Source organism: Streptomyces sp. STR69 (assembly GCF_024519455.1).
Lineage (GTDB): Bacteria > Actinomycetota > Actinomycetes > Streptomycetales > Streptomycetaceae > Streptomyces.
In genome coordinates this window covers 56,850-78,944 of the sequence record NZ_JALJRY010000014.1, presented here as the reverse complement: position 1 = coordinate 78,944, position 22,095 = coordinate 56,850, and the positions used below count along the sequence as shown (strand labels likewise).

Here is a 22,095-nt window from a genome sequence, read left to right as displayed (position 1 = left end):
CCATGGTACGGGGTGCCGTTCGGCGATGTAGCCGTGGTCGGGTGCGGGTGTGTGGGGGTTGAGCGCGCAGTTCCCCGCGCCCTTAGGCAAGTCGGCCTTCCGTTGGCTGGAACAGTGCCGTTTCGAGGCCTGTGCGGTCTGTGCCCAGTTTTCTGTAGGCCGCTGAGAGTAGGCGTACTGCCGACTGTTCGTCCGTGTCGAGTTCTACGGCGATCTCGTGGTCGGTGCTGCCGTGGGCGGCCAGGGTTGCCGCTGTGCGTTCGTCGGTCGTGAGGGTGTCTGTTTCGGTGCTGTGGAGGCGGCGGGGGCGTAAGCCGGCGGCGGCCAGTTCGGCTCGGGTGGTGTCGGCGAGGCCGTCGGCGCCGCACTGGACGGCCGCGTCGAGGCCTCGGTAGAGGTAGTCGGCGGCTTCCCTGGAGCGGCCGGTGCGGCGGAGTTCGGTGCCGAGGGCCACCAGCGCGCACGCCAACTCGTAGGCGGCCAGGGAGCGTTCGAGGTGGGCGACGGACTCCTCCAGGAGCTTGGCGCGGGCCGACCCCGAGGAGACCTCGGCGGCGACGCGCAGAGCCTGGCCGATGGCGGACGCGGTGCCGAACTGGCGGGCGCGGGCGACCGCTTCGTGGGCGGTGGCGACGGCGCGCTCGGGGGTCTCGTGGCGCTCGGCGCGGGCCAGGTGGAGCTGCCAGGGGCACCAGGCGGGGTTGCGGATGCCGCGCGGGTCGAGGCGGCGGCCGGCGGCTGCCAGCTCCTCGGCCGCTGCTTTGACGAGGCCGCGCGCCAGCAGCAGTTCGCCGTACACGGTCTGGGCGTCCGGGAAGACGACGGCTGCCGGGAAGGGTTCCGCGAAGGCGTGGTCCTCGGCGAGTTGCGCGGCCTCCGCGACCCGGCCGCGGGCGAGCAGGACCTCGATGAGGACGCCGGTGCCGTACCAGTAGACGGGGGTGCCGGGGCCGACCCGCTCGGCGAGGCGCAGGCCCGCGCGGGCGAAGTCCTCGGCCTCGGCGAGCCGGCCGCGCCGGTAGCGGAGGTAGCCGAGGAGGGTGTAGCCGAAGGCCAGGTGGGCGCCGCGCCAGCCCTGTTGCTCGAAGTCGGCGATGCCGGTGGCGAAGAGTTCCTCGGCCCGGCCCGGCCGGTCGCAGTACATGTGGGCGAGGGCGACCAGCACCGGTACTTCGAAGCCGCGGTCGGCCTCCGCCCAGCCGAGGCCACCATTGAGTGCGCGCTCGGCATGGTGGAGGGCCACATGTGCGGGTTCACCACGGAGTACGGCGTCCCAGGTGCGCAGGCCGATGATGTACCGCTCGGTGAGGTCGCGGCCCTTGAGGCGGTCGGCGAGTTTGGTGAGGCGGCGGGAGCGCGAGGGGTGGTCGGGTTCGTCGGCGCGGAAGGCGTCCCACATGAACTGCTCGGAGAGCATGCGGAGTTTGACCCGGGCGTCGTCGGTGACGCGGATCTCGCGGGCGAGGGTGTCGGAGGCCTCGGCGAGGCGGTCGCTGTGGGCGAGGACCTGGGAGAGCCGGTAGACGATGTTCTGCCGCAGTCCCGCGTCGCTGATCGGCTCTTCGAGGGCGGCCCGCAGATGGTTGACGGTGGTCGCCGGTTCGGTGAGCAGGGAGGCGCTGCCCAGTTCGTAGAGGACGGCGGCCCGGTCGTCGAAGGGCGGGGGTTCGCGCAGGGCGCGGGCGAGATAGCGGCAGGCCGTGTCGGGGGCGCCGGCGCGCAGGGTCTCGCCGGCCGCCGCGCGGAGTTGCTGGACGACCCAGTTGTCGCCGTCGGGGTGGGTCTCCATGAGGTGACGGGCGGCGGCGGAGGGGCCCTGGCCGTCGTTGATGACGCACCAGGCGGCCTGGCCGTGCAGGGCCACGCGGACGCCGGAGGGGATGGCGCGGTAGACGGCGGTGGCGATGAGCGGGTGGACGAATTCGAGGGTGCCCTCGACGGTCGGTGTGCCGGTGAGGATACGGGCGCCGCGCAGCGCCTCGGCGGCGTCGGCGGCTTCCTCGTGGCCGAGTCCGGCGACGGCGGCGGCGAGCGTCGGACGGGTCTCGGTGCCGAGGACCGCGCAGGCCCAGGCGAAACGGACGGTCGAGGTGCCGAGGCGTTCGAGGCGGGTGATGAGGCCGCTGCCCTTGACGGCGGCGGCGAGATCGCGCAGCTGGTGGGCCCCGGACTCGGTGGGGGTCAGGCCCCGGTCGTGGATCTTGGCGGTGAGTTCCACGGTCTCGAACGGGTTCCCGGCGGTGACCGCCCAGCACTCCCGGCAGAACGCGTCGTCGGCGTGCTCGCCGAGTGTCTCGCGCACCAGGCCGGCGACGGCGTCGACGCTGAGCGGTTCCAGGTCGAGGGGGCGTCCGCCGGCCCGGCCGGGCAGTCCTCTGAACGACTCGGCGTGGGCGGGGAGTTCGTCGGGACGGTAGGCGACGACGACCAGCAGCGGGAGTTGTTCGGCGCGCGGCGCGAACGCGGCCAGCCAGCCCAGGGATTCGGGGTCGGCCCAGTGCGCGTCGTCGAGGACCAGGACCATCGGGGCGCGCTTCACCGCGAGGTGGGTGAGCACCCAGTCGAGGCCGTCGCGCAGGCCCTGCTGGTCGGGCGGTGAGCCTTCGGTGGGGGCGCACAGACCGAGGGCGGGGCCGACGATGTCGTACCAACTCCCCAGCGCGGTACGGAGATCGGCGTCGGCGGAGCCGGCGAACTGCGGTTGCAGCAGCTGGCGGGCGACGTGGAAGGCGACGCGCTGTTCCTGGTCGCCGCCTCGCGCGGACAGCACGGTGCAGCCCTGTGCGGTGGCGCGGCGGCGTACCTCGGTGAGGAGGGTGGTCTTGCCGATGCCGGCCCGTCCCGCGAAGGCGAGCAGGGCGCCCCGGGGCCGGTGTCCCGGCTCGGCGCCGTCCGTGCGCAGGCCGGTGAGCTCGCCCAACGCGTCGTCCACGGCGGAGAGTTCACCCTCCCGTTCGAAGAGCGTCCTGTTGCCGCGCGCGCTCCGCTGTCCCATCCCATACCCCCTGCCACGGCGGGCGCGTCCGCGCGGGGAGCGAACGCATACCGTGAGCTACAGGGACCTCAGCGTACGCTCTCCAGGGGTGTCACGACCCGGTTGTCGGAGAAGGCGTACCGACCGGTTTCGTGTGGACCGGCCTCACTCCTCCAACGCCTTCGGCGGCACCACCGCGACCGGACTCGCCGCGTGCAGCAGGACCGCCTGGGTGACCGAGCCGATCAGCCGGGCCGGGGCCAGCAGGCGGCGGCGATGGCGGCCCACGACGACCAGGTCCGCGTCCTTGGAGGCGGCGACCAGGTGACCGGCCGCGTCGCCCGGTGCGACGTACGGCTCGACGCGGACGTCCGGGTGGTCCTTGCGGTGCGGGGCGAGGAGGGCCTCGGTGAGGATGCGGGTCTCGTTCTCGATGGCGTCCTGGTCGATGACCGGCGGGACGAGTTCACCGGCGGACACCCAGGCCTGCGGCGGCCACGGGTAGGCGGCGACGACCTGGAGGCGGGCTCCGCGCCGGGCGGCCTCGGCGAAGGCGAAGGCGAGGGTGGTGTCGTCGGGACTGTCCACGTGCAGACCGACAACCACCCGGGGTCCGGGCTCGGCCGGTGGCGCGTCGCGCACCTCGCGTCCGGGGCGGGGCACCACGACGACGGGGCAGTCGGCGTCGCGGGCGGCGGCCATGCCGTTGGAGCCGAGCAGCAGGCTGGCGAAGCCGCCGCGGCCACGGGAGCCGAGCACCAACAACTGGGCGCCGGCGCCGAGTTCGGGCACTACGGCACCCGGTGCGCCCTGCAGCCGGAGGTACTCCATGACCGGTCGGTCGGGGCGCCCGTCGAGGTAGGTGCGGACCTGGGCGAGTACCTCGTCCTCGGCCGGGTCGGGCGGTCCGGCGACCAGGACGCCGGGCGGTGTCCAGGCGGCGGCGTACTGCCACACATGGACGACCCGCAGCGGCGCCCCGCGTCCACGCGCGGCGTCGAGGGCCCAGTCCAGGGCGCGCAGGCTGTCGTCCGAACCGTCGACCGCCGCGATGACCGGCAGGGTGCTCTTGGGGGTGCTCATGGGGTTCCTCAGTTCCGGAGTGACGGGACCTTCCCCTCCGGGGCCAGCCTGGCTCAGGCGCCGGCTCCGGAAGGGCACTCAAGGTCGCGTGTCCGGAAAAACTGGTGGTACGCCCTTCAGGTCAGGTCGAACTCCCCTTCCCGCGCCCCCGACACGAACGCGCCCCATTCCGCGGGCGTGAAGATCAAGGAAGGGCTTTCCGGGCGGCCGCTGTTGCGCATCGCGATGAATCCCTCGACAAAGGCGATCTGGACATCCCCCAGTCCACGGCTGCCTGAATGCCACTCGGCGTCACTGAGGTCCAGCTCCGGCTTGTCCCAGCCCGCAAGCGGGTGCTGCTGGATGGTGCTCTCGGCCACGTCCGTGCTCCTCCCGGTTCGTCGTCCGCGGCCAGCCTAGCGATCGGCTTCTGATGCCAACAGGCCACGTGAGGGGGACCTTTCAGGAGGCGGGCGGTTCGCTGCCCACGAGCCACATCGAGAAGAACTGGGATCCGCCGCCGTAGGCGTGCCCGAGAACCCGTCGGGCCCCTTCCACCTGGTGTTCTCCGGCCTGGCCGCGCACCTGAAGCGCGGCCTCCGCGAAGCGGATCATGCCGGAGGCGCCGATCGGATTGGTCGAGAGCACCCCTCCTGACATGTTCACGGGAAGGTCGCCGTCCAGCTCGGTCACCCCCGACTCGGTGAGTTTCCAGCCCTCCCCCTCGTCGGCGAATCCGAGGTTCTCCAGCCACATGGGCTCGTACCACGAGAACGGCACGTACATCTCGACGGCGTCGATGTCCCGGCGCGGGTCGACGATCCCCGCCTGCCGGTACACGTCGGCCGCGCAGTCCTTGCCTGCCTGCGGCGACACACAGTCCTTGCCGGCGAACAGTGTGGGTTCGCTCCGCATGGCGCCACCATGCATCCAGGCGGCCGGACGTGGTGCGCGGGCCGCACCCGCCCGGTCGGTGAGGACCATCGCGCAGGCGCCGTCCGAGGAGGGGCACGTCTCCGAGTAGCGGATCGGGTCCCACAGCATCGGCGAGGCCTGGACCTTCTCCAGGGTGATGTCGTGCTCGTGGAGATGGGCGTACGGATTCTTCAGCGCGTTGCGCCGGTCCTTGTACGCGACCAGGGAGCCGACCGTGTCGGGCGCTCCGGTGCGCCGCATGTAGGCACGCACATGGGGGGCGAAGAAACCGCCCGCGCCCGCCAGCAGCGGCTGCTGGAAGGGGATCGGCAGGGACAGTCCCCACATGGCGTTCGACTCGGACTGCTTCTCGAAGGCGAGGGTGAGGACAGTGCCGTGCACACGGGCCGCGACGAGATTCGCGGCGACCAGCGCGGTCGACCCGCCCACGGAACCGGCGGTGTGCACCCGCAGCATGGGCTTGCCCACGGCGCCCAGCGCGTCGGCGAGATACAGCTCGGGCATCATGACGCCCTCGAAGAAGTCGGGCGCCTTCCCGATGACCACGGCGTCGATGTCGGCCCACGTCAACTCGGCATCGTCCAGGGCTCGTTGAGCCGCCTCGCGCACCAGCCCCGCGATCGACACATCCCGGCGCGCGGCCACGTGCTTGGTCTGGCCGATCCCTACGACGGCCACGGGCTCCTTGCTCATCGCGGATCCCCTTCGAGTACGGCGACCAGGTTCTGTTGCAGACAGGGGCCGGAGGTGGCGTGGGCGAGGGCCCGGTCGGACTCGCCCCGGTGGATGCGGGCGGCGGCCTCGCCGATGCGGATGAGCCCGGCGGCCATGACGGGGTTCGCGGCGAGGGCTCCCCCGGACGGGTTGACGCGCACGTCGTCCCCAAGACGCAGGGCCTTGCGCAGGACGACCTCCTGCGCGGTGAACGGCGCGTGCAACTCGGCGGTGTCGACGGGCCGTTCAAAAGCCCCTGCCTTCTCGGCGGCCAGCCGCGTGGACGGCGAGTCCGTCAACTCCCGTACGCCCAGGCCGTGTGCCTCGATGCGGTGGTCGATCCCCCTGATCCAGGCGGGCCGTTCACACAGTTCACGGGCCCGGTCCCCGGCCGCGAGGACGACGGCGGCGGCGCCGTCACCGATCGGCGGACAGTCACCGGTACGCAGCGGCCGTACGACGTAGTCCCCTTGCGGTACCGAACCGCGCACCTGCGCATGGGAGTTGGCGCTCGCGTCGGTCCGGCTGCGGGCGGCCACGGCGGCGAGCGCCGGTTCGTCGGTGTCACCCGCGTCGATGAGGGCCTGCGCCTGGAGGGCCGCGAGGGCGACGGAGTCCGGCCACAGGGGGGCGACGTAGTACGGGTCGAGCTGCCGGGTCAGGACGTCGCGTACGGAGCCGGGGGACGACTTGCCGTACGAGTAGACGAGCGCGGTGTCGGCATCACCGGTGAGGAGTTTGGTCCAGGCCTCGTAGAGCGCCCAGGCGCCGTCCATCTCGACATGGGACTCGGAGATCGGTGGCCAGGCGCCCACGCCGTCGAGTGCGAGGGTGAAGGAGAAGGCGCGGCCGGCGAGATAGTCGCTGGACCCGGAGCAGGTGAAGTCGATGTCGGCGGTCTTCAGTCTGGTCTGTTCGAGGACGCCGTGCAGGACCGGCATCAGCATCTCCACCTCGGAGAGCTCGTCGGTGGTGCGCCGGTGGTCGGTCTGCGCGAAGGCGACGACGGCTATCTCACGCATCGCGGCAGCTCCAGGCATCACAGCAGCTCCTTGTAGGCGTCGTAGTCGGCATCGGGCTCGCCGGTCGGCCGGTAGTGGTCCGGGTAACGGCCCCCCTCGCTCCACACCGCCTCGACCCGCAGCCCCATCCGCACCTGGTCGTACGGGATACCCCCGATCCGTCCGTGCAGCGCGAGGTCGGCGCCGTCGAGGGCGATGTGCGCGTAGACGTACGGCACCTCGATGTCGAGGTTCTTCGCCTTGATGTTGACGATGCAGAACGTGGTGACGGTGCCGCGCGGACCCACTTCGACATGTTCCGCTGTGGCGACACCACATGTGGGACACGCACCCCTCGGCGGGACGTACACCTTGCGGCAGGAGGGGCAGCGTTCGCCGACGGTGCGCTGTCCGGAGAGCGCGTGGATGTAGTCGGTCTGGGCACGACCGGGCGAGTAGACGTAGTCGAGGCGGGCGGGTGCCACGATGCCGGTGACCATGTTCTCGAACTCACCGGTGTGGTCGGCGGGTTGCCCCGTCTCGTCACCGTCGTACGGCTCGAAGCAGGCGATGTCCGTGATGGCACCGGTGCGCTCCTCGGCCCACCGGACCCGGACGCGCATGCCGGTGCGGACGGCGTCGGGTCCGGGGGCGTCGAGGGCGTGCAGGAGGCCGGTGTCGGCGCCGTCGAGGCGGACCAGGACCCAGGCGAAGGGGGTGTCGAGGGGCTGCCCACGACGGGGTTCGTGATTCCAGGCCCAGGTGGTGACGGTGCCGATGGCCCCGACCTCGACGAGATCGCGAATCTCCTCGGCGGTGACGGGGTCGTACTCGACGGGCGGCACGAGGGTACGACCGTCACCGGTCTTCACACCGAGGACAACGCGTTCACGCAGCCCGGTGAGAAAGGCGCTCTGGACGGGCCCGAGGGAGCGGGTAAAGGGAAATTCGAGGGTCAGGGGGGCTTTCAGCACTTCAGGCACGACATCTCCTCACTAAACAGATGCGGGCCGACTGTCCCCACCCAGGGGCGCGGGGAACTGCGCGACCAGCCACAACGAACCCGCAGACGAAATCCGCCCGAGCAGCGGAGCGCCTACGCCCGCCTATAAACAGGCGGCCGTTTCTCCGCAAAGGCACGCGCCCCCTCCTTCGCATCGGCGGTGTCGAACACCGGCCACCCCCGCTTCAGTTCGGCCGCGAGCCCCTCCGTCTCGGTCAGCTCGGCGGTTTCATACACCGACGCCTTGACCGCCTCGACAGCCAACGGCCCGCACCCATTGACGAGTTCGGCGATCTCCAGCGCCTTGGCGAGAGCCGTCCCGTCGGGCACGACATGCCCGACAAGGCCGATGTCCGCCGCCTCACGCGCGCTGTACGGCCGACCGGTGAGCAGCATCTCCAGAGCATGCGTACGCGGAATCTGCCGCTGCAGACGGACAGTTGAGCCCCCGATCGGGAACAGCCCGCGCTTGACCTCGAAGAGCCCGAACGTCGCTGACTCCCCCGCGACCCGGATGTCGGTCCCTTGCAGGATCTCCGTGCCGCCGGCCACACAGTGGCCCTCAACCGCGGCGATCACCGGCTTGCGCGGCCGGTGATGCCGCAGCATCGCCTTCCAGTGCAGGTCAGGGTCGGCGGCAAGCCGATCTCGGTACTGCTGCCCCTCCATGCCCTTCCCGGCCAGCGCCTTGAGATCCATACCCGCGCAGAACGCGCCCCCCGCGCCGGTCAGCACGATCGAGCGGATCTCGTCGTCCGCGTCGGCCTCGATCCAGCCGTCGTACAGGCCGACCAGCATCGGCAGCGAGAGCGCGTTCTTGGCCTCGGGCCTGTTGAGCGTGAGCACCAGTGTGGCGCCTTCGCGTCGCACGGTCAGGTGTTCCGTACCGCCCATTGCCGTCCTCCCGTCGCCGTACCGCCTCCGGAACGAGAACAGGTTGCAGGAGCTGCCCTGCCAGTACAAGAGGTTTCTGACACTCAGTCAGATTTCTTCTGCGCGGACCCTTCACAGTTGCCGCGCCCTTTGCTCTGATGACCGGCGAACCGACGTCAGGAGGAGTGGTGGAGTACAACATTGCCGACCTGTTCGAGTCGGTCGTCGACGTGGTCCCGGACCGCGAGGCGCTCGTGTACATCGACCACCCGGGCACGGGCGCGGAACGCCGCCTGACCTACGCCGAGTTGGACGCGGCGGCGAACCGCATCGCCCATCATCTGATCGACACCGGGATACGCCCGGGTGAGCATCTGGGGCTCCATCTCTACAACGGCATCGAGTACCTGCAGGCGGTGCTGGGCTGCCTGAAGGCACGGGTCGTTCCGGTCAACGTCAACTACCGGTATGTCGAAGAGGAGTTGGTGTACCTCTACCGGGACGCCGATCTCGTGGCGCTGGTCTTCGACACGGAGTTCACCGAGCGGGTGGCCGCCGCGCTGCCTCGCGCGCAGAAGCTTCGACACCTGGTCCGAGTGGGCACACCGGCCCAAGGCGCCCCGGAAGTACCGGCCGTGGCCTTCACGGACGCGGAGGCCACCGGGTCTCCCGAGCGGGGATTCCCGGCCCGTTCGGGCGACGACCAGTTCATCATCTACACCGGCGGCACGACCGGGATGCCCAAGGGGGTGATGTGGCGCCAGGAGGATCTCTTCTTCTCGGGGCTCGGCGGTGGCGCGCCGACCGGTGAACCCGTCAAGAGGCCCGAGGAGTTGGCCGAGCGGGTCGCGGCCGGCGGGGCGGGGATCACGTTCTTCCCCACTCCTCCGCTGATGCACGGCACCTCCACTCTCACCGCGTTCATCGGCTTCAACTTCGGCCAACGCATCGTGATCCACCGCAAGTTCGAGCCGGAGGAGGTGCTGCGGACCGTCGAGAAGGAGAAGGTCACCAGCATGTCCCTGGTCGGCGACGCGATGCTGCGACCGCTCATCGACGCACTCAACGGGCCGATGAAGGGCACGGACTGCTCGTCGATGTTCAGTGTCTCGTCGTCGGGCGCGATCATGTCGGAGACGGTGCGCCGGCAGTTCCAGGAACTGCTCCCGAACACGATGCTGCTGAACAACTACGGCTCGTCCGAGTCCGGCTTCAACGGCACGGCGACGGCGGACTCCGGGGCCGGGCAGTCCTTCCGCATCCGGGTCAACTCCCGCACCCAGGTGGTCGATCCGGCCACCAACGAACCGGTCGCCGTCGGCGAGATCGGCCGGGTCGCCCAGTGCGGCCATGTACCGCTCGGCTACTACAACGACCCGGGGAAAACCGCCGAGACCTTCTTCGAGAAGGACGGCAGGCGATGGGTGCTGCTCGGCGACATGGCGACCGTGGACCAGGAGGGCGTCGTCACGGTGCTCGGCCGTGGCTCGCAGTGCATCAACACCGGTGGGGAGAAGGTGTATCCGGAGGAGGTCGAGCAGGCGCTCAAGTCGCATCCGGATGTCTACGACGCGCTGGTGGCCGGGGTGCCCGACGAGCGGTGGGGCAACCATGTGGCAGCCGTCGTGGAGTTGCGCACGGGTTCGGTACGGCCGTCGCTGGACGACATCCAGACGCACTGCCGCTCCCATCTCGCCGGGTACAAGATCCCGCGGCAGTTGGTGATCGCGGAGTCGATCCAACGTTCACCGAGTGGCAAGGCGGACTACCGGTGGGCGCGGGAGGTGGCAGTCGCCGCAGATCAGTGAGTCAACAGTGGGTCAACACGCAGGCCGGATTGAACTGACGGTAGCGTGCGATCGTACTGCTGGTGACGGATCTGGTGGCCCGGGCCAGGTACGCCACGCCATCACCGGGCTCAGCACGGAAGGACGTACGGGTGCCGCTCTTCACTCGCTCTCACCCATTGGCACAGCAGAAAGCCACCGGGGAGACCGACTCGACAGCGGCGACGGAGGCCGCCGCACCGTCCGAACCACAGGACCCACCCGAGCCGGACAACTCGGCGGACACGTCCGAGCAACTCGAACCGGCCGACGCGACCGAGGCGGCCAAGTCCGCAGACCTCGCGGCATCCGCCGTGCCCGACGAGACCTCTGAGCCCGCGGAGCCCACGGGCTCGGAGGCGGAATCCGCCGCCGACTCCGTCGAGCGATCGGCTCAACTCCCGGCCCGCGCCGGTTGGTTCGGCTGGCGGGCTCGTTACCCCCGTACCGCACGTGCCGTAGGGGTGGGTACGAGTGTGCTGGCCGGTGTGCTGCTGATTGTCGCGCTCCTCGTGCCCGACCGCCTCGACCGGATCACTCTCCAGTCGTTCTTCCGCTTCCCCGTCGAGGCGATCGTCCTCGCGATCGTCCTGCTCGTACTGCCCGCGAAGGCACGGCGGATCGTGGCCGTCGTTCTCGGGGCGTTCGTCGGGCTGTCCACCGTCCTGAAGTGCCTCGACATGGGCTTCTACCAGACCCTGGCCCGGCCGTTCGATCTGGTCTTCGACTGGGTTCTGCTGAGCGACGCGGCGGACTTCCTGAAGGACTCGGTCGGCCGCTCGGGCGAGGTGCTCGCGATCGTCGGGGTGATCCTGGCGCTGATCGCCGTGCTGGCGGGGAGCGCGCTCGCGATGGTGCGGCTGTCGGACGTGATGGCCAGGCACCGCCCCATGGCGGTACGCACCACACTGGTCCTCGGTGTTGTGTGGATCATGTGCTTCACCCTGAGCTTCCAGGTGGGCGGCGTCACGCTCGCCACGAAGGGCTACAGCACGTTCCTCGCCAACCGGGTGCAGTACGTCCGCGAGGGTCTGGGTGACGCCGACGTCTTCAAGAAGCAGCTCAACGTCGACGCCTTCGCCAAGACCCCACCGAACCAGCTGCTGACCGGACTCCGCGGCAAGGACGTCCTGTTCACCTTCATCGAGAGCTACGGCCGGGTCGCGCTCGACGACCCGACGATGGCACCGGAGATGGACAAGACACTCGCGGCGGGCGACGCCCGGCTCAAGGCGGCCGGATTCGCCTCGCAGAGCGGCTGGCTCAGGTCGCCCGTGACGGGCGCGGGCAGCTGGCTCGCCCACTCGACGTTCCTGTCCGGCCTGTGGGTCAAGAACCAGCAGCGGTACCGGACCGTGACCACCAGCACCCGCGCGACCCTGACCAGTTACTTCCAAAAGACCGGTGCCTGGCGCACGGTCGGCATCGTCCCCGGTGTGCGGAAGGCCTGGCCCGAGGGCAAGTACTTCGGCCTCGACAACATCTACGACTCCACCCACCTCGGCTACAACGGCCCGTACTTCAGCTGGACGCCGGTACCGGACCAGTTCAGCCTGCAGTCCTTCGAGGATCTGGAGTACGGCAAGAAGAACCGTGACCCGATCATGGCGGAGATCATCCTCGCCTCCAGCCACAACCCCTGGTCCCCCATCGCCCACACGATCCCCTGGAACCAGCTCGGGGACGGCACGATCTTCAACCAGATCAAGAAGGAGGGCACCAACCCCACGGAGGTCTGGAAGAGCGCGAAGCGCGTGCGCACCGAGTACCGCAAGGCCATCCAGTACTCCGTGGACAGCCTGACCCAGTGGATGCAGCGCTACGGCAACAAGAACACCGTCCTGGTCTTCCTCGGCGACCACCAGCCCGTCCCGACGGTCACCGGAGGCACCTCCGACCGGGATGTGCCGATCACGATCGTCGCGCACGACCCGAAGGTGCTGGACAAGATCTCCAGCTGGGGCTGGACGGACGGGCTCAAGCCGGCGGACAACGCACCGGTGCTGAGCATGGACAAGTTCCGTGACCGCTTCATGACGACGTTCGCGAAGTGACGGTCGCCGTCCGGACGTCGCTCCGCTCCGCGAGGAACGGCTCCACCGCCGCCAGGAACTCCTCCGGCCGGTTCTCGTGGTCCTGAGGAATCCCGCTGGTGGGACCACCCGCAATCACCAGCGTGGAGATGGTGATCCGCCCCATGTGGTCCCACCACATGGGGTCGGGGCGGCCGAGCGGGACGGAACCGAAGCCGAGGGAGCGGTCGGGGTGGACCGCCAAGGCCTCGTCCAACTCCCGCATCGCCAGGGCGAATCCGTCGTCCCGGATCCGCGGGCCAACGCCCGTTCCAGCACGGCCATTTCGTGGCGGAGGGAGTCCAGGTCGGCAGCCCGTTCGGGATCATCCGCCGGGTACTCCCCCGCAGCACTGACGAGGCTCCGTACGGCCGTGTCCCGGTGTCCTAGACGCGCTGCGCGAGCAGTTGAGCGCCCTGGGCGGCACACCATCGCCGGAGCGGAGGCCCGCGGCAATGCCGATGTCGATGCCGATACCGCTCCTGCCCCGGTCTCCCTGTGAGGACGCTCAGCCGCCGAACCGCTCCCGCAACTCCCGCTTCAGGATCTTGCCGCTGGCGTTCCGCGGCAGTTCCTCCACGAACAGGACCCGCTTCGGTGCCTTGAAGTGGGCGAGCTTTTCGCGGGCGTGGTCGATGAGTTGGGCCTCGGTGACCCCGCCACGCGGGACGACGACCGCGGTGACCGCCTCGATCCAGCGGTCGTCGGGGAGGCCGATCACGGCGACCTCGGCGACGCCCTCGTGGGTGTAGAGCGCGTCCTCGACCTGGCGTGAAGCGACCAGTACGCCACCGGAGTTGATGACGTCCTTCACGCGGTCGACGACGGTGAAGAAGCCATGGACGTCCCGTACCGCGAGGTCGCCGGAGTGGAACCAGCCGTCGCGGAAGGCGGCGGCGGTCTCCTCCGGCTTGTCCCAGTAGCCCTCGCACAACTGCGGTGAGCGGTAGACGACTTCGCCCTGTGTCCCATCGGGTACGTCCTTGCCGTCCTCGTCGACCACACGCGCGTCCACGAAGAGGACGGGACGTCCGCAGGAGTCCAGTCGGCTCTTGTGCTCGTCGGGGCCCAGGACGGTGGCCAGCGGGCCGATCTCGCTCTGGCCGAAGCAGTTGTAGAAGGCCAGCTTGGGGAGCCGTTCGCGCAGCCGCTCCAGGACGGGCACCGGCATGATCGACGCCCCGTAGTACGCCTTGCGCAGCCCGCTCAGCTCGCGGGTCGCGAAGTCCGGGCGGTTCACCAGGCCGATCCACACGGTGGGCGGTGCGAACAGACTGTCCACCCGCCCGGCCTCGATCAGGTCCAACAGCCGGTCGCCGTCAGGCGCGTCGAGGATGAGGTTGGTGGCGCCGACCGCGAGGTACGGCAGCAGAAACACATGCAGCTGCGCCGAGTGGTAGAGCGGCAGCGCGTGCACGGGCCGGTCCCCGGCGCTCAGGTCCAGCGCGGTGATCGCGCTCAGGTACTCGTGCACCAGGGCCCGGTGGGTCATCATCGCGCCCTTGGGGAGCGCGGTCGTACCCGAGGTGTAGAGCAACTGCACCAGGTCCTCGGTGCGTGGCTCGGGACCGTCGTACTGCGGCGCGGACACGAGCCGCTCCAGCAGCGAGCCGTCCGCGTCCCGGAGCGGCAACGTCCTTACGGCGTCCGGCAGTTGGGCGGCGAGGTCGGGATCGGTGAGCACCAGCGTGCTGCCGGACTGGCCGACGATGTACCTGAGGTCGTCGCCGGTGAGGTTCTGGTTGATCGGCACGTGCACGAGGCCCGCGCGGGCACAGGCGAGGAAGCCGATCAGGTAGGCGTCCGAGTTGTGGCCGTAGGAGCCGACCCGGTCGCCCGGTGCGAGGCCCTGGTCGAGGAGCACGCTCGCCGCGCCGGAGACGGCGTCGTCGAGTTCCTGGTAGGTCCAGGAGCGCTCGCCGTAGTCCACCGCCACGCGGGCGGGAGTGCGCCGGGCACTGCGTCGCAGTACCCCGTCAACCGTGCTGCCGTGTCCGGGCGTCATGACACATGATCCTCGGGCCGGCGCCCGGGCGGGTCAAGCCGGGTGGTCGAGGTGGGCCCGGCCCACATGTGCCGGGCCCACACAGGCCATCCTCACAAAGGGCGGACGTGCCCCTCCCAGTACGGGTCCCGCAGCCGCCGCTTGTACAGCTTGCCGTTGGGGTCGCGGGGCATCTCGGTGATGAAGTCGATGCTCTTCGGCCGCTTGTAGCCCGCGAGTTGCTCGGCGCAGTGGGCGAGGAGCGCGGCGGCGAGCTCCGGACCCGGTTCGTGGCCCGGGGACGGTTCGACGACGGCCTTGACCTCCTCGCCCCAGTCGTCGTGCGGGATCCCGAAGGCGGCGGCGTCGGCGACGGCGGGGTGGGCAAGGAGCGCGGACTCGATCTCGGCCGGGTAGATGTTGACGCCACCCGAGATGATCATGTCGATCTTGCGGTCACGGAGGAAGAGGTAGCCGTCCTCGTCCAGGATGCCGAGGTCGCCGACGGTGAAGAAGTCGCCGATGCGGTTCTTCTTCGTCTTGGCCTCGTCCTTGTGGTAGGCGAAGCCGCCGGTGCTCATCTTCATGTAGACGGTGCCGAGTTCACCGGGCGGGAGCCGCTTGCCGTCGTCGTCGAAGACCGCGAGTTCGCTGATGGGCCAGGCCTTGCCGACGGTGCCGGGCTTCTTCAGCCAGTCCTCGGCGGTCGCGAAGGCACCACCGCCCTCGCTGGCCGCGTAGTACTCCTCCACACAGTCGCCCCACCACTCGATCATGGCCCGCTTCACATGGTCGGGGCACGGGGCGGCGCCGTGGATGGCGTGCCGCATGGACGAGACGTCGTAGCGCGCCCGTATGTCCTCGGGGAGGGCGAGGAGGCGGTGGAACTGGGTCGGGACCATATGGGTGTGGGTGCACTTCTCGCGGTCGATGAGGCGGAGCATCTCCTCGGGGCTCCACTTGTCCATCAGGACCAGGCGGTGGCCGATGTGCAGGCTGGCGCTCGCGAACTGGAGGACGGCCGTGTGGTAGAGCGGCGAGCAGACCAGGTGCACGTTGTCGTCGAACGGCTTGATGCCGAAGATGCCGAGGAAACCGCCGAGGTAGGCCGACTCGGGTGGCTTGCCCGGCAGGGGGCGGCGGATGCCGCGGGGGCGGCCGGTGGTGCCGGAGGTGTAGTTCATGACCCAGCCGAGCGTGCGGTCCGTGGGCGCCGACTCCGGTTGTCCGTCGAGGAGTTCGGCGTACGGCCGGAAGCCCTCGACGGTGCCGACGGCGTACCGGTGGGTGGCGGGGAGGCCGGCCTCGTCGGCGGCCTGGCGGACGGGCTCGGCGAACCGCTCGTGCGCGATGAGCACCTTGGCGCCGGAGTCGGCGACGATCCAGGCGATCTCGGGGGCGACGAAATGGTGGTTGACCGGGACGAGGTAGAACCCGGCCTGGGTGGCGGCGAGATGGGCCGTGAAGAACTCGACACCGTTGGGCAGGACGACGGCGAAGGCGTCGCCGCGTTCGAGTCCGGCGGCGCGCAGACCGTGGACGAGTTGGTTGGCGGCGGCGTGCAGGCGGCCGGCCGTCCACTCCTCGCCGTCGGGCGCGATGAGGACCGTACGGTCGGGGTCCTGGGCCGCCTGGGCCCAGAAGCCGGCGGGGGGTGTGCTCACTGGCCGCTCCTTCCGGCGATGCGGTTGATGCGGTCGACGGCGTGCTCGAAGCCGCGGGTGAGGTCGTCGACGACGGCCTGGACACTGCGTTCGCTGTTCATACGGCCGACGATCTGGCCGACGGGGGTGCCCAGCAGTGGTTCGACCTCGTACTTCTGGATGCGCGAGACGGCCTCGGCGACAAGCAGGCCCTGCAGCGGCATGGGGAGGGTGCCAGGGCCGTCCGGGTCGTCCCAGGCGTCGGTCCACTCGGTACGCAGTTGGCGAGCCGGTTTCCCGGTCAGGGCGCGGGAGCGGACGGTGTCGCCGGACCCGGCGGCGAGTAGTTTGCGGGTCACGCCGGCCGAGTGCATATCGGCCTCCGTGGTGGTCAGCCATATGGAGCCCAGCCACACACCCTGGGCGCCGAGGCTGAGCGCGGCGGCCACCTGCTGTCCGCTGCCGATGCCGCCCGCGGCGAGTACCGGCAACGGGTCGACGGCGTCGACGACTTCGGGTGTGAGCACCATGGTCGCGATCTCGCCGGTGTGTCCGCCCGCCTCGTAGCCCTGGGCCACGACGATGTCGATGCCACCCTCGGCGTGCTTGCGGGCGTGCCGGGCGCTGCCCGCGAGCGCGGCGACCAGGACGTCCTGGTCGTGGGCGCGGGCGACGACGTCGGCCGGTGGGGAGCCCAGCGCGTTGGCGAGCAGCTTGATCGGGTAGTCGAAGGCGACGTCGAGCTGGTTGCGGGCGACCTGTTCCATCCACCCGGTGATGCGCCAGCCGGACACCTCGCCCTCGGCGAGTTCGGGCACGCCGTACTTGGCGAGGGTCTCGGTGACGAACTGCCGGTGCCCTTCCGGGATCATCGCCTCGACCTCGGCCTCGGTGACGCCTTCCACCTTCTTCGCCGGCATGACGACGTCGAGGCCGTACGGCATCCCTTCGACGTGCGCCTCAAGCCAGTCCAGGTCGCGTTTCAGGTCGTCGGGGGCGGTGTAGCGGACCGCGCCGAGCACGCCGAAACCGCCGGCCCGGCTGATGGCCGCGGCGACGGCGGGGAACGGCGTGAAGCCGAAAATGGCGTGCTCGACTCCCAGTTTCTTGCTCAACTCCGTCTGCATGGGCGCAGAATGCCGCAGTCCTCCGGACGACGGAAGACCTTTTCTGATGCTCCGTCAGATTTTCCCGACAGTCGGGTCACCGCGCCCTAGTGGTCAGCCGGCGTCGCCCTGCAGCACGGCCATCGCCGCGTTGTGCCCCGGTACCCCGCTCACTCCCCCGCCGCGCACCGCGCCCGCCCCGCACAGCAGGACGTTCGCGTGCCGGGTCTCGACGCCCCAGCGTCCGGTGCCGTCCTGGGCGTAGGGCCAGGTCAGTTCGCGGTGGAAGATGTTGCCGCCGGGAAGCCTGAGGTCGCGTTCCAGGTCGAGCGGGGTCTTCGCCTCGATGCAGGGGCGACCGTCGGCGTCGGTGGCGAGGCAGTCCGCGAGTGGTTCGGCGAGGTGGCCGTCCAGCTGGGCGAGGGTGGCCTTCAGGAGTTCCTCGCGTACGGCGTCGTTGTCGCGTTCGAAGAGACGGGCCGGGGTGTGCAGGCCGAAGAGGGTGAGGGTCTGGTAGCCGTCCTCGACGAGGTCCCGGCCGAGGATGCTCGGGTCGGTGAGGGAGTGGCAGTAGATCTCGGAGGGTGGTGCGGCGGGCAGCGAACCCGACGCGGCCTGGGCGTGGGCGGCGGCCAGTTGGTCGTAGCCCTCGGCGATGTGGAAGGTGCCGGCGAAGGCCTCGCGCGGGTCGACCGAGGTGTCGCGGAGTCTGGGCAGCCGCTTGAGCAGCATGTTCACCTTGAGCTGGGCGCCCTCGGCGGGGGCGGGCGGTTCGTCGCCGGTGAGGGCGGCGAGCTGCTGCGGGGAGGCGCCGACGAGGACGTGGCGGGCGGCCACGACGCCTTCGGTGTCTGCGGTGCGGTAGGTGATCTCGGCGGCGCGGCCGTCCGTGTCGATGCGGACGGCTTCGTGGCCGGTGGCGAGTACGGCGCCGGCCTCGCGCGCGGTGGCGGCCAGGGCGTCGGTGAGGGCGCCCATGCCGCCGACCGGGACGTCCCAGGCGCCGGTTCCGCCGCCGATGACGTGGTAGAGGAAGCAGCGGTTCTGCGCGAGGGACGGGTCGTGGGCGTCGGCGAAGGTGCCGATCAGGGCGTCGGTGAGGACGACGCCCCGGACCAGGTCGTCGGTGAAGTTCTCCTCGATGGCGACGCCGATCGGCTCCTCGAAGAGCATCCGCCAGGCGTCCTCGTCGTCCACGCGCCGGCGCAGTTCGTCGCGGGTGGGCAGCGGTTCGGTGAGCGTGGGGAAGACCCGCTGCGCGAGGCGTCCGGTCATCCCGTAGAGGCGCTGCCAGGCCGCGTACTCGCGGTCGCCGCCGGTGAGACGGGCGAAGGCGTCGCGGGTGCGGCGCTCGCCGCCGCCGACGAGGAGGCCGGTGGGTCGGCCGTCGCGTTCGACGGGGGTGTACGACGAGATGGTGCGCCCGCGGATGCGGAAGTCGAGGCCGAGGTCCCGCACGATCTTCTTGGGCAGCAGGCTGACCAGGTACGAGTACCGGGAAAGGCGTGCGTCGACCCCGGCGAACGGGCGGGTCGACACGGCTGCGCCGCCGGTGGTGTCGAGGCGCTCCAGGACGAGCACGGAGCGCCCGGCCCGGGCCAGATAGGCGGCGGCGACCAGGCCGTTGTGGCCGCCGCCGACGATGACGGCGTCGTACGTCCGATGTCCGGGTCCCTCGTGTGCAGGCATGGTTCTTCGTAACACGAGGTGATCTAGGTCGGCCAGAGCTGGGCACACGGTCGTCAGTGCCCGCCCGACGCCCGTCCCTGTCGTAGGACCGCCACCCGGCGGTACAGCTCGACCGCTTCCGCGTTGCGGCCGAGCTGTTCCAGGCAGTGGGCCTCGTCGTTGCGGCTGGCGAGGGTGTCGGGGTGGTCGGGGCCGAGGACGCGCTCGCGGGCGGCGGCGACGCGGCGGTACTCGGTGAGCGCGTCGGCCCAGCGGCCGAGCCAGCCCAGCCCTACGGCGACCTCGCGGCGGCTGACGAGGGTGTCGGGATGGTCCGGGCCGAGGACGCGCTCTCGGATGGCGCACACGTCACGGGACTCGGCGAGGGCCTCCTCCCAGCGGCCGAGGCGGCCGAGGTTGACGCCGAGGCCGTGGCGGGCGCGGAGGGTCTCGGGATGGGCGGGGCCGTGGACGCGGGTGCGGTCGTCGATCAGGTCGCGGTACAGCTTGAGGGCATCGGCGCTGCGGCCGAGGCGGCCGAGGCTGATGCCGATCTCGTAGCGGGCGGCGAGGGTGTCTGCGTGGTCCGGCCCGAGGGCCCGCGCCCGAGCCTCGGCGACCTCGCCGTAGGTCTGGAGTGCCTCCTGCCAGCGGCCCAACTGGCCCAGCGCGTAGGCGACTTCATAGCGGGTGACCAGGGTGTCGGGGTGGCCGGTGCCCAGTACGCGGGCGCGGGCGGCGGCGACCTCGCAGGCCATGCGGTACGAGTCCTCCAGGCGGCCGAGCCGGCTGAGGTTGAAGGCGAGGTTGTGGCGGCAGCGCAGGGTGTCCGGGTGATCGGGGCCCATGGTGCGTTCCCGGGCGGCGAGTACGGAGGTGTACACCTGGTGTGCGTCGAAGTGGCGCCCCAACTGGCCCAGCACGTACGCCATTTCCTGCCGGGCGGCGAGCGTGTCGGCGTGGTCGGCGCCCAGCGCCCGTTCCCTGGCGCGGGCGACGTGGGTGTACTCGCGCAGGGCCTCGGCGGCGTGGCCGGTGCGGCTGAAGGTGAAGCCGAGTTCGTAGCGGCTGGCGAGGGTGTCGGGGTGGTCCGGGCCGAGGAGGTGGCCGCGTTCGGCGGCGACCGCGCGGTGCACCTCGCCGGCCTCCGCCCAGCGGCCGAGGCGGCCCAGGCTCAGGCCCGCGTTGTGGCGTCCGGCCAGGGCCTTGAGGGCCTCCGGGGGCGGCGCGGACGGTGACTCCGGTGCGGATTCCGCCACGTGGCCGGTGGCCGGGCGCGCGATCCACTCGCCGGTGAGGCCGGCCCCGGCGTCGGGCGGGGTGGTGCGCAGTCCGGCGCCGGCCGCCTTGTGCCCGGTGGTCATCCCACGCGTCCAGGACGGCAGGCGCACCTCGCGGGACACCGGTTCGGACAAGGGCAGTTCGGGTCGCGGGGTCACAACTGTCGGCACGTACAGGGGTGTCGTACGCCCCATGGTGATGCGGCGGCCCAACTCGCGGGCGTCGTTCGGGCGTTGCTCGGGGAGCTTGGCGAGCAGATCGAGGATGACCTTCTCCAGGTACTCGGGCACTTCGGCGCGTTGGGCGCGCGGCGGGCGGGGCGGGGTGTCGCGGTGGCCGATGAGTATGGCCCAGGCGTCGCCGAGGTCGAACGGCGGTGCCCCGGTGGCGAGTTCGTAGAGCACGCACCCGAAGGAGTAGAGGTCGCTGCGCTGGTCGACCTCGGAGCCGCTGATCTGTTCCGGCGACATGTAGTGCGGGGTGCCCATCGCGATGCCGGTGCCGGTCAGCCGGGAGGTGAAGCCGATGTCGGCGCCGAGCCGGGCGATGCCGAAGTCGCAGATCTTCACCGTGCCGTCGGTCAGTCGCATGATGTTCGCGGGCTTCAAGTCCCGGTGCACGATGCCCTGTTGGTGGCAGTAGGCGAGGGCGGAGGCGACCTGCTCGGCGATGTCGACGACGTCACCGACGGGCAGCGGCCGCTGCTCGTTGTCCTCCAGGAGCTGGCTGAGATTGCGGCCGTCGAGAAGCTCCATCACCAGGTAGAGGACGCCGTCGGACTCGCCGAAGTCGTGGACGACGGTCACCCCGCGGTGCTGGAGCGCGGCGGCGACGCGAGCCTCGCGCCGGAACCGCTCGCGCAGGACGCGGGTGAACGACTGGTCGTGGTGCGGGTTCAGCGGCTTGAGGCACTTCACGGCGACATGGCGCCCCAGTGACTCGTCCCGCGCGCGCCACACCTCGCCCATACCACCGCGCCCGATCAGATCGAGCAGCCGGTAGCGGCCCTGGATCAGCCTGCTGTCCCCCATCTCCCGCGATCGCCCCCGTCGGTGTTCGTCCCGCCCTCCCCTGGCTCGTCCAGTATGGCGAGCGATCGTCCGACTTTGTACGGGGAGGGTCGGGAGCCGGGGCCGAGCCGTGACATGGCGCGGAGGATGTGCTTGGGCGGAAGTTGCCGGCGCACATGTGCGGGAACACAGCGCAACAGGGTGCCGGTGACGCGCAGTCGCCGGGTGACGGTGTCGGGCGCGGGGGCCGGTCTGCCGTAGAGCCGGTGGGCGTACGGCGGCAGGGAGGCGTACGCCAGGTGTGCCACGCGCCGCCAGAGCACCTCGCGCGCCGGGACGAGGAGGGGGTGCGTCGGCGGGCGGAGCAGGAAGTCGTCCACTTCGCGTGCCTCGGGTCCGGCGGCGAGCGCGGGCCGGACCTGCTCGAAGTAGGCGGCCAGCTCGGCGCGGTCGCCCGGTACGGCGGCGGGGTCGAGGCCCACCAGGCGGGCGCTCTCCCGGTGTTCGGCGAGGTAGCGGTCGGCCTGGGCGTCGGTGAGGCGGAATCCGGAGCGGCGCAGCACGTCCAGATACGAGTCGATCTCGGCGCAGTGCACCCACAGCAGCAGTTCGGGTTCGTCGATTCCGTACCGCTCCCCCGTGTCCGGGTCGGTCGCCCGGAGCATGCTGTGGATCTTCCGCACCCGGGCGCCCGCCTTCTCGGCGGCCTCGGTGGTGCCGTAGGTGATGGTGCCGACGAAGTTCGCGGTGCGCATCAGCCGGCCCCGGGCGTCTCGCCGGAAGTCGGAGTTCTGCATGACTCCGCGGACGGCTCGCGGGTGCAGGGCCTGGAGGTAGAGCGCGCGGACGCCTGCGATCCACATCATGGGATCGTCGTGAACCTGCCATGTCACGGAGTCCGGCCCGAAGAGCCCCGGATCGCCCGTCCCAGGGGCATCCATG

General features: G+C 70.7%; 16 protein-coding genes. 2 read left to right on the top strand and 14 right to left on the bottom strand.

The genetic code is table 11. The annotated features are described in order from the left end of the window. Positions 1-82: 82 nt before the first annotated feature. The 7 genes from OC490_RS25725 to OC490_RS25695 all read right to left on the bottom strand — a co-directional run bounded on the left by OC490_RS25725 (position 83) and on the right by OC490_RS25695 (position 8,584). Complete coding sequence (locus OC490_RS25725; RefSeq protein WP_262060360.1) at positions 83-2,995, bottom strand: ATP-binding protein; 2,913 nt, start codon at positions 2,993-2,995, stop codon at positions 83-85. A 144-nt stretch (positions 2,996-3,139) separates the two neighbouring features. Next, positions 3,140-4,057 carry a universal stress protein gene (locus OC490_RS25720; protein ID WP_262060359.1) on the bottom strand — a complete coding sequence of 306 codons (918 nt, stop codon included), beginning with the start codon at positions 4,055-4,057 and terminating at the stop codon, positions 3,140-3,142. Positions 4,058-4,173: 116 nt separating this feature from the next. Continuing rightward, positions 4,174-4,416 (bottom strand): DUF397 domain-containing protein, encoded by a 243-nt coding sequence (locus OC490_RS25715; protein WP_019069076.1) that lies wholly within the window; start codon positions 4,414-4,416, stop codon positions 4,174-4,176. Positions 4,417-4,498: 82 nt separating this feature from the next. Further along, on the bottom strand, positions 4,499-5,665 hold the full coding sequence (locus OC490_RS25710; RefSeq protein WP_262060358.1) for a thiolase domain-containing protein: 1,167 nt from the start codon (positions 5,663-5,665) through the stop codon (positions 4,499-4,501). Continuing rightward, positions 5,662-6,726, bottom strand: a complete 1,065-nt coding sequence (locus tag OC490_RS25705; protein ID WP_262060357.1) for a thiolase domain-containing protein — start codon at positions 6,724-6,726, stop codon at positions 5,662-5,664. The genes OC490_RS25710 and OC490_RS25705 overlap by 4 nt, the downstream gene beginning before the upstream one ends. Further along, positions 6,726-7,670, bottom strand: a complete 945-nt coding sequence (locus OC490_RS25700) for a Zn-ribbon domain-containing OB-fold protein (protein WP_262060356.1) — start codon at positions 7,668-7,670, stop codon at positions 6,726-6,728. The genes OC490_RS25705 and OC490_RS25700 overlap by 1 nt, the downstream gene beginning before the upstream one ends. A gap of 113 nt (positions 7,671-7,783) precedes the next feature. Then, a complete protein-coding gene (locus OC490_RS25695) occupies positions 7,784-8,584 on the bottom strand; it encodes a crotonase/enoyl-CoA hydratase family protein (RefSeq protein WP_262060355.1) in 801 nt (266 codons plus the stop codon). 167 nt (positions 8,585-8,751) lie between these two features. Between OC490_RS25695 and OC490_RS25690 the strand changes: the two genes are divergently transcribed. After that, complete coding sequence (locus OC490_RS25690; RefSeq protein WP_262060354.1) at positions 8,752-10,371, top strand: acyl-CoA synthetase; 1,620 nt, start codon at positions 8,752-8,754, stop codon at positions 10,369-10,371. Positions 10,372-10,502: 131 nt separating this feature from the next. After that, the gene (locus OC490_RS25685; RefSeq protein WP_410098970.1) at positions 10,503-12,443 is read left to right on the top strand and encodes a sulfatase; all 1,941 of its coding nucleotides are present in this window, start codon (positions 10,503-10,505) and stop codon (positions 12,441-12,443) included. Here OC490_RS25685 and OC490_RS25680 read toward each other — a convergent pair. The 7 genes from OC490_RS25680 to OC490_RS25650 form a co-directional block, all read right to left on the bottom strand. Then, positions 12,421-12,687 (bottom strand): hypothetical protein, encoded by a 267-nt coding sequence (locus OC490_RS25680; RefSeq protein ID WP_410098968.1) that lies wholly within the window; start codon positions 12,685-12,687, stop codon positions 12,421-12,423. The two genes, OC490_RS25685 and OC490_RS25680, sit on opposite strands and share 23 nt — an antisense overlap. A 282-nt stretch (positions 12,688-12,969) precedes the next feature. Continuing rightward, a complete protein-coding gene (locus OC490_RS25675) occupies positions 12,970-14,466 on the bottom strand; it encodes an acyl-CoA synthetase (protein WP_262060353.1) in 1,497 nt (498 codons plus the stop codon). A gap of 92 nt (positions 14,467-14,558) precedes the next feature. Further along, positions 14,559-16,109 (bottom strand): acyl-CoA synthetase, encoded by a 1,551-nt coding sequence (locus tag OC490_RS25670; RefSeq protein WP_262060352.1) that lies wholly within the window; start codon positions 16,107-16,109, stop codon positions 14,559-14,561. After that, on the bottom strand, positions 16,106-17,215 hold the full coding sequence (locus OC490_RS25665) for an NAD(P)H-dependent flavin oxidoreductase (protein ID WP_262060351.1): 1,110 nt from the start codon (positions 17,213-17,215) through the stop codon (positions 16,106-16,108). The genes OC490_RS25670 and OC490_RS25665 overlap by 4 nt, the downstream gene beginning before the upstream one ends. A 93-nt stretch (positions 17,216-17,308) precedes the next feature. Next, complete coding sequence (locus tag OC490_RS25660; protein WP_262060350.1) at positions 17,309-18,883, bottom strand: phytoene desaturase family protein; 1,575 nt, start codon at positions 18,881-18,883, stop codon at positions 17,309-17,311. A gap of 53 nt (positions 18,884-18,936) precedes the next feature. Continuing rightward, positions 18,937-21,174, bottom strand: coding sequence for a serine/threonine-protein kinase (locus OC490_RS25655; protein WP_262060349.1), 2,238 nt, complete (start codon positions 21,172-21,174; stop codon positions 18,937-18,939). After that, complete coding sequence (locus OC490_RS25650; RefSeq protein ID WP_262060348.1) at positions 21,156-22,094, bottom strand: oxygenase MpaB family protein; 939 nt, start codon at positions 22,092-22,094, stop codon at positions 21,156-21,158. Before OC490_RS25650 ends, OC490_RS25655 begins: the two co-directional genes overlap by 19 nt. Between the last annotated feature and the right edge of the window lies 1 nt (position 22,095).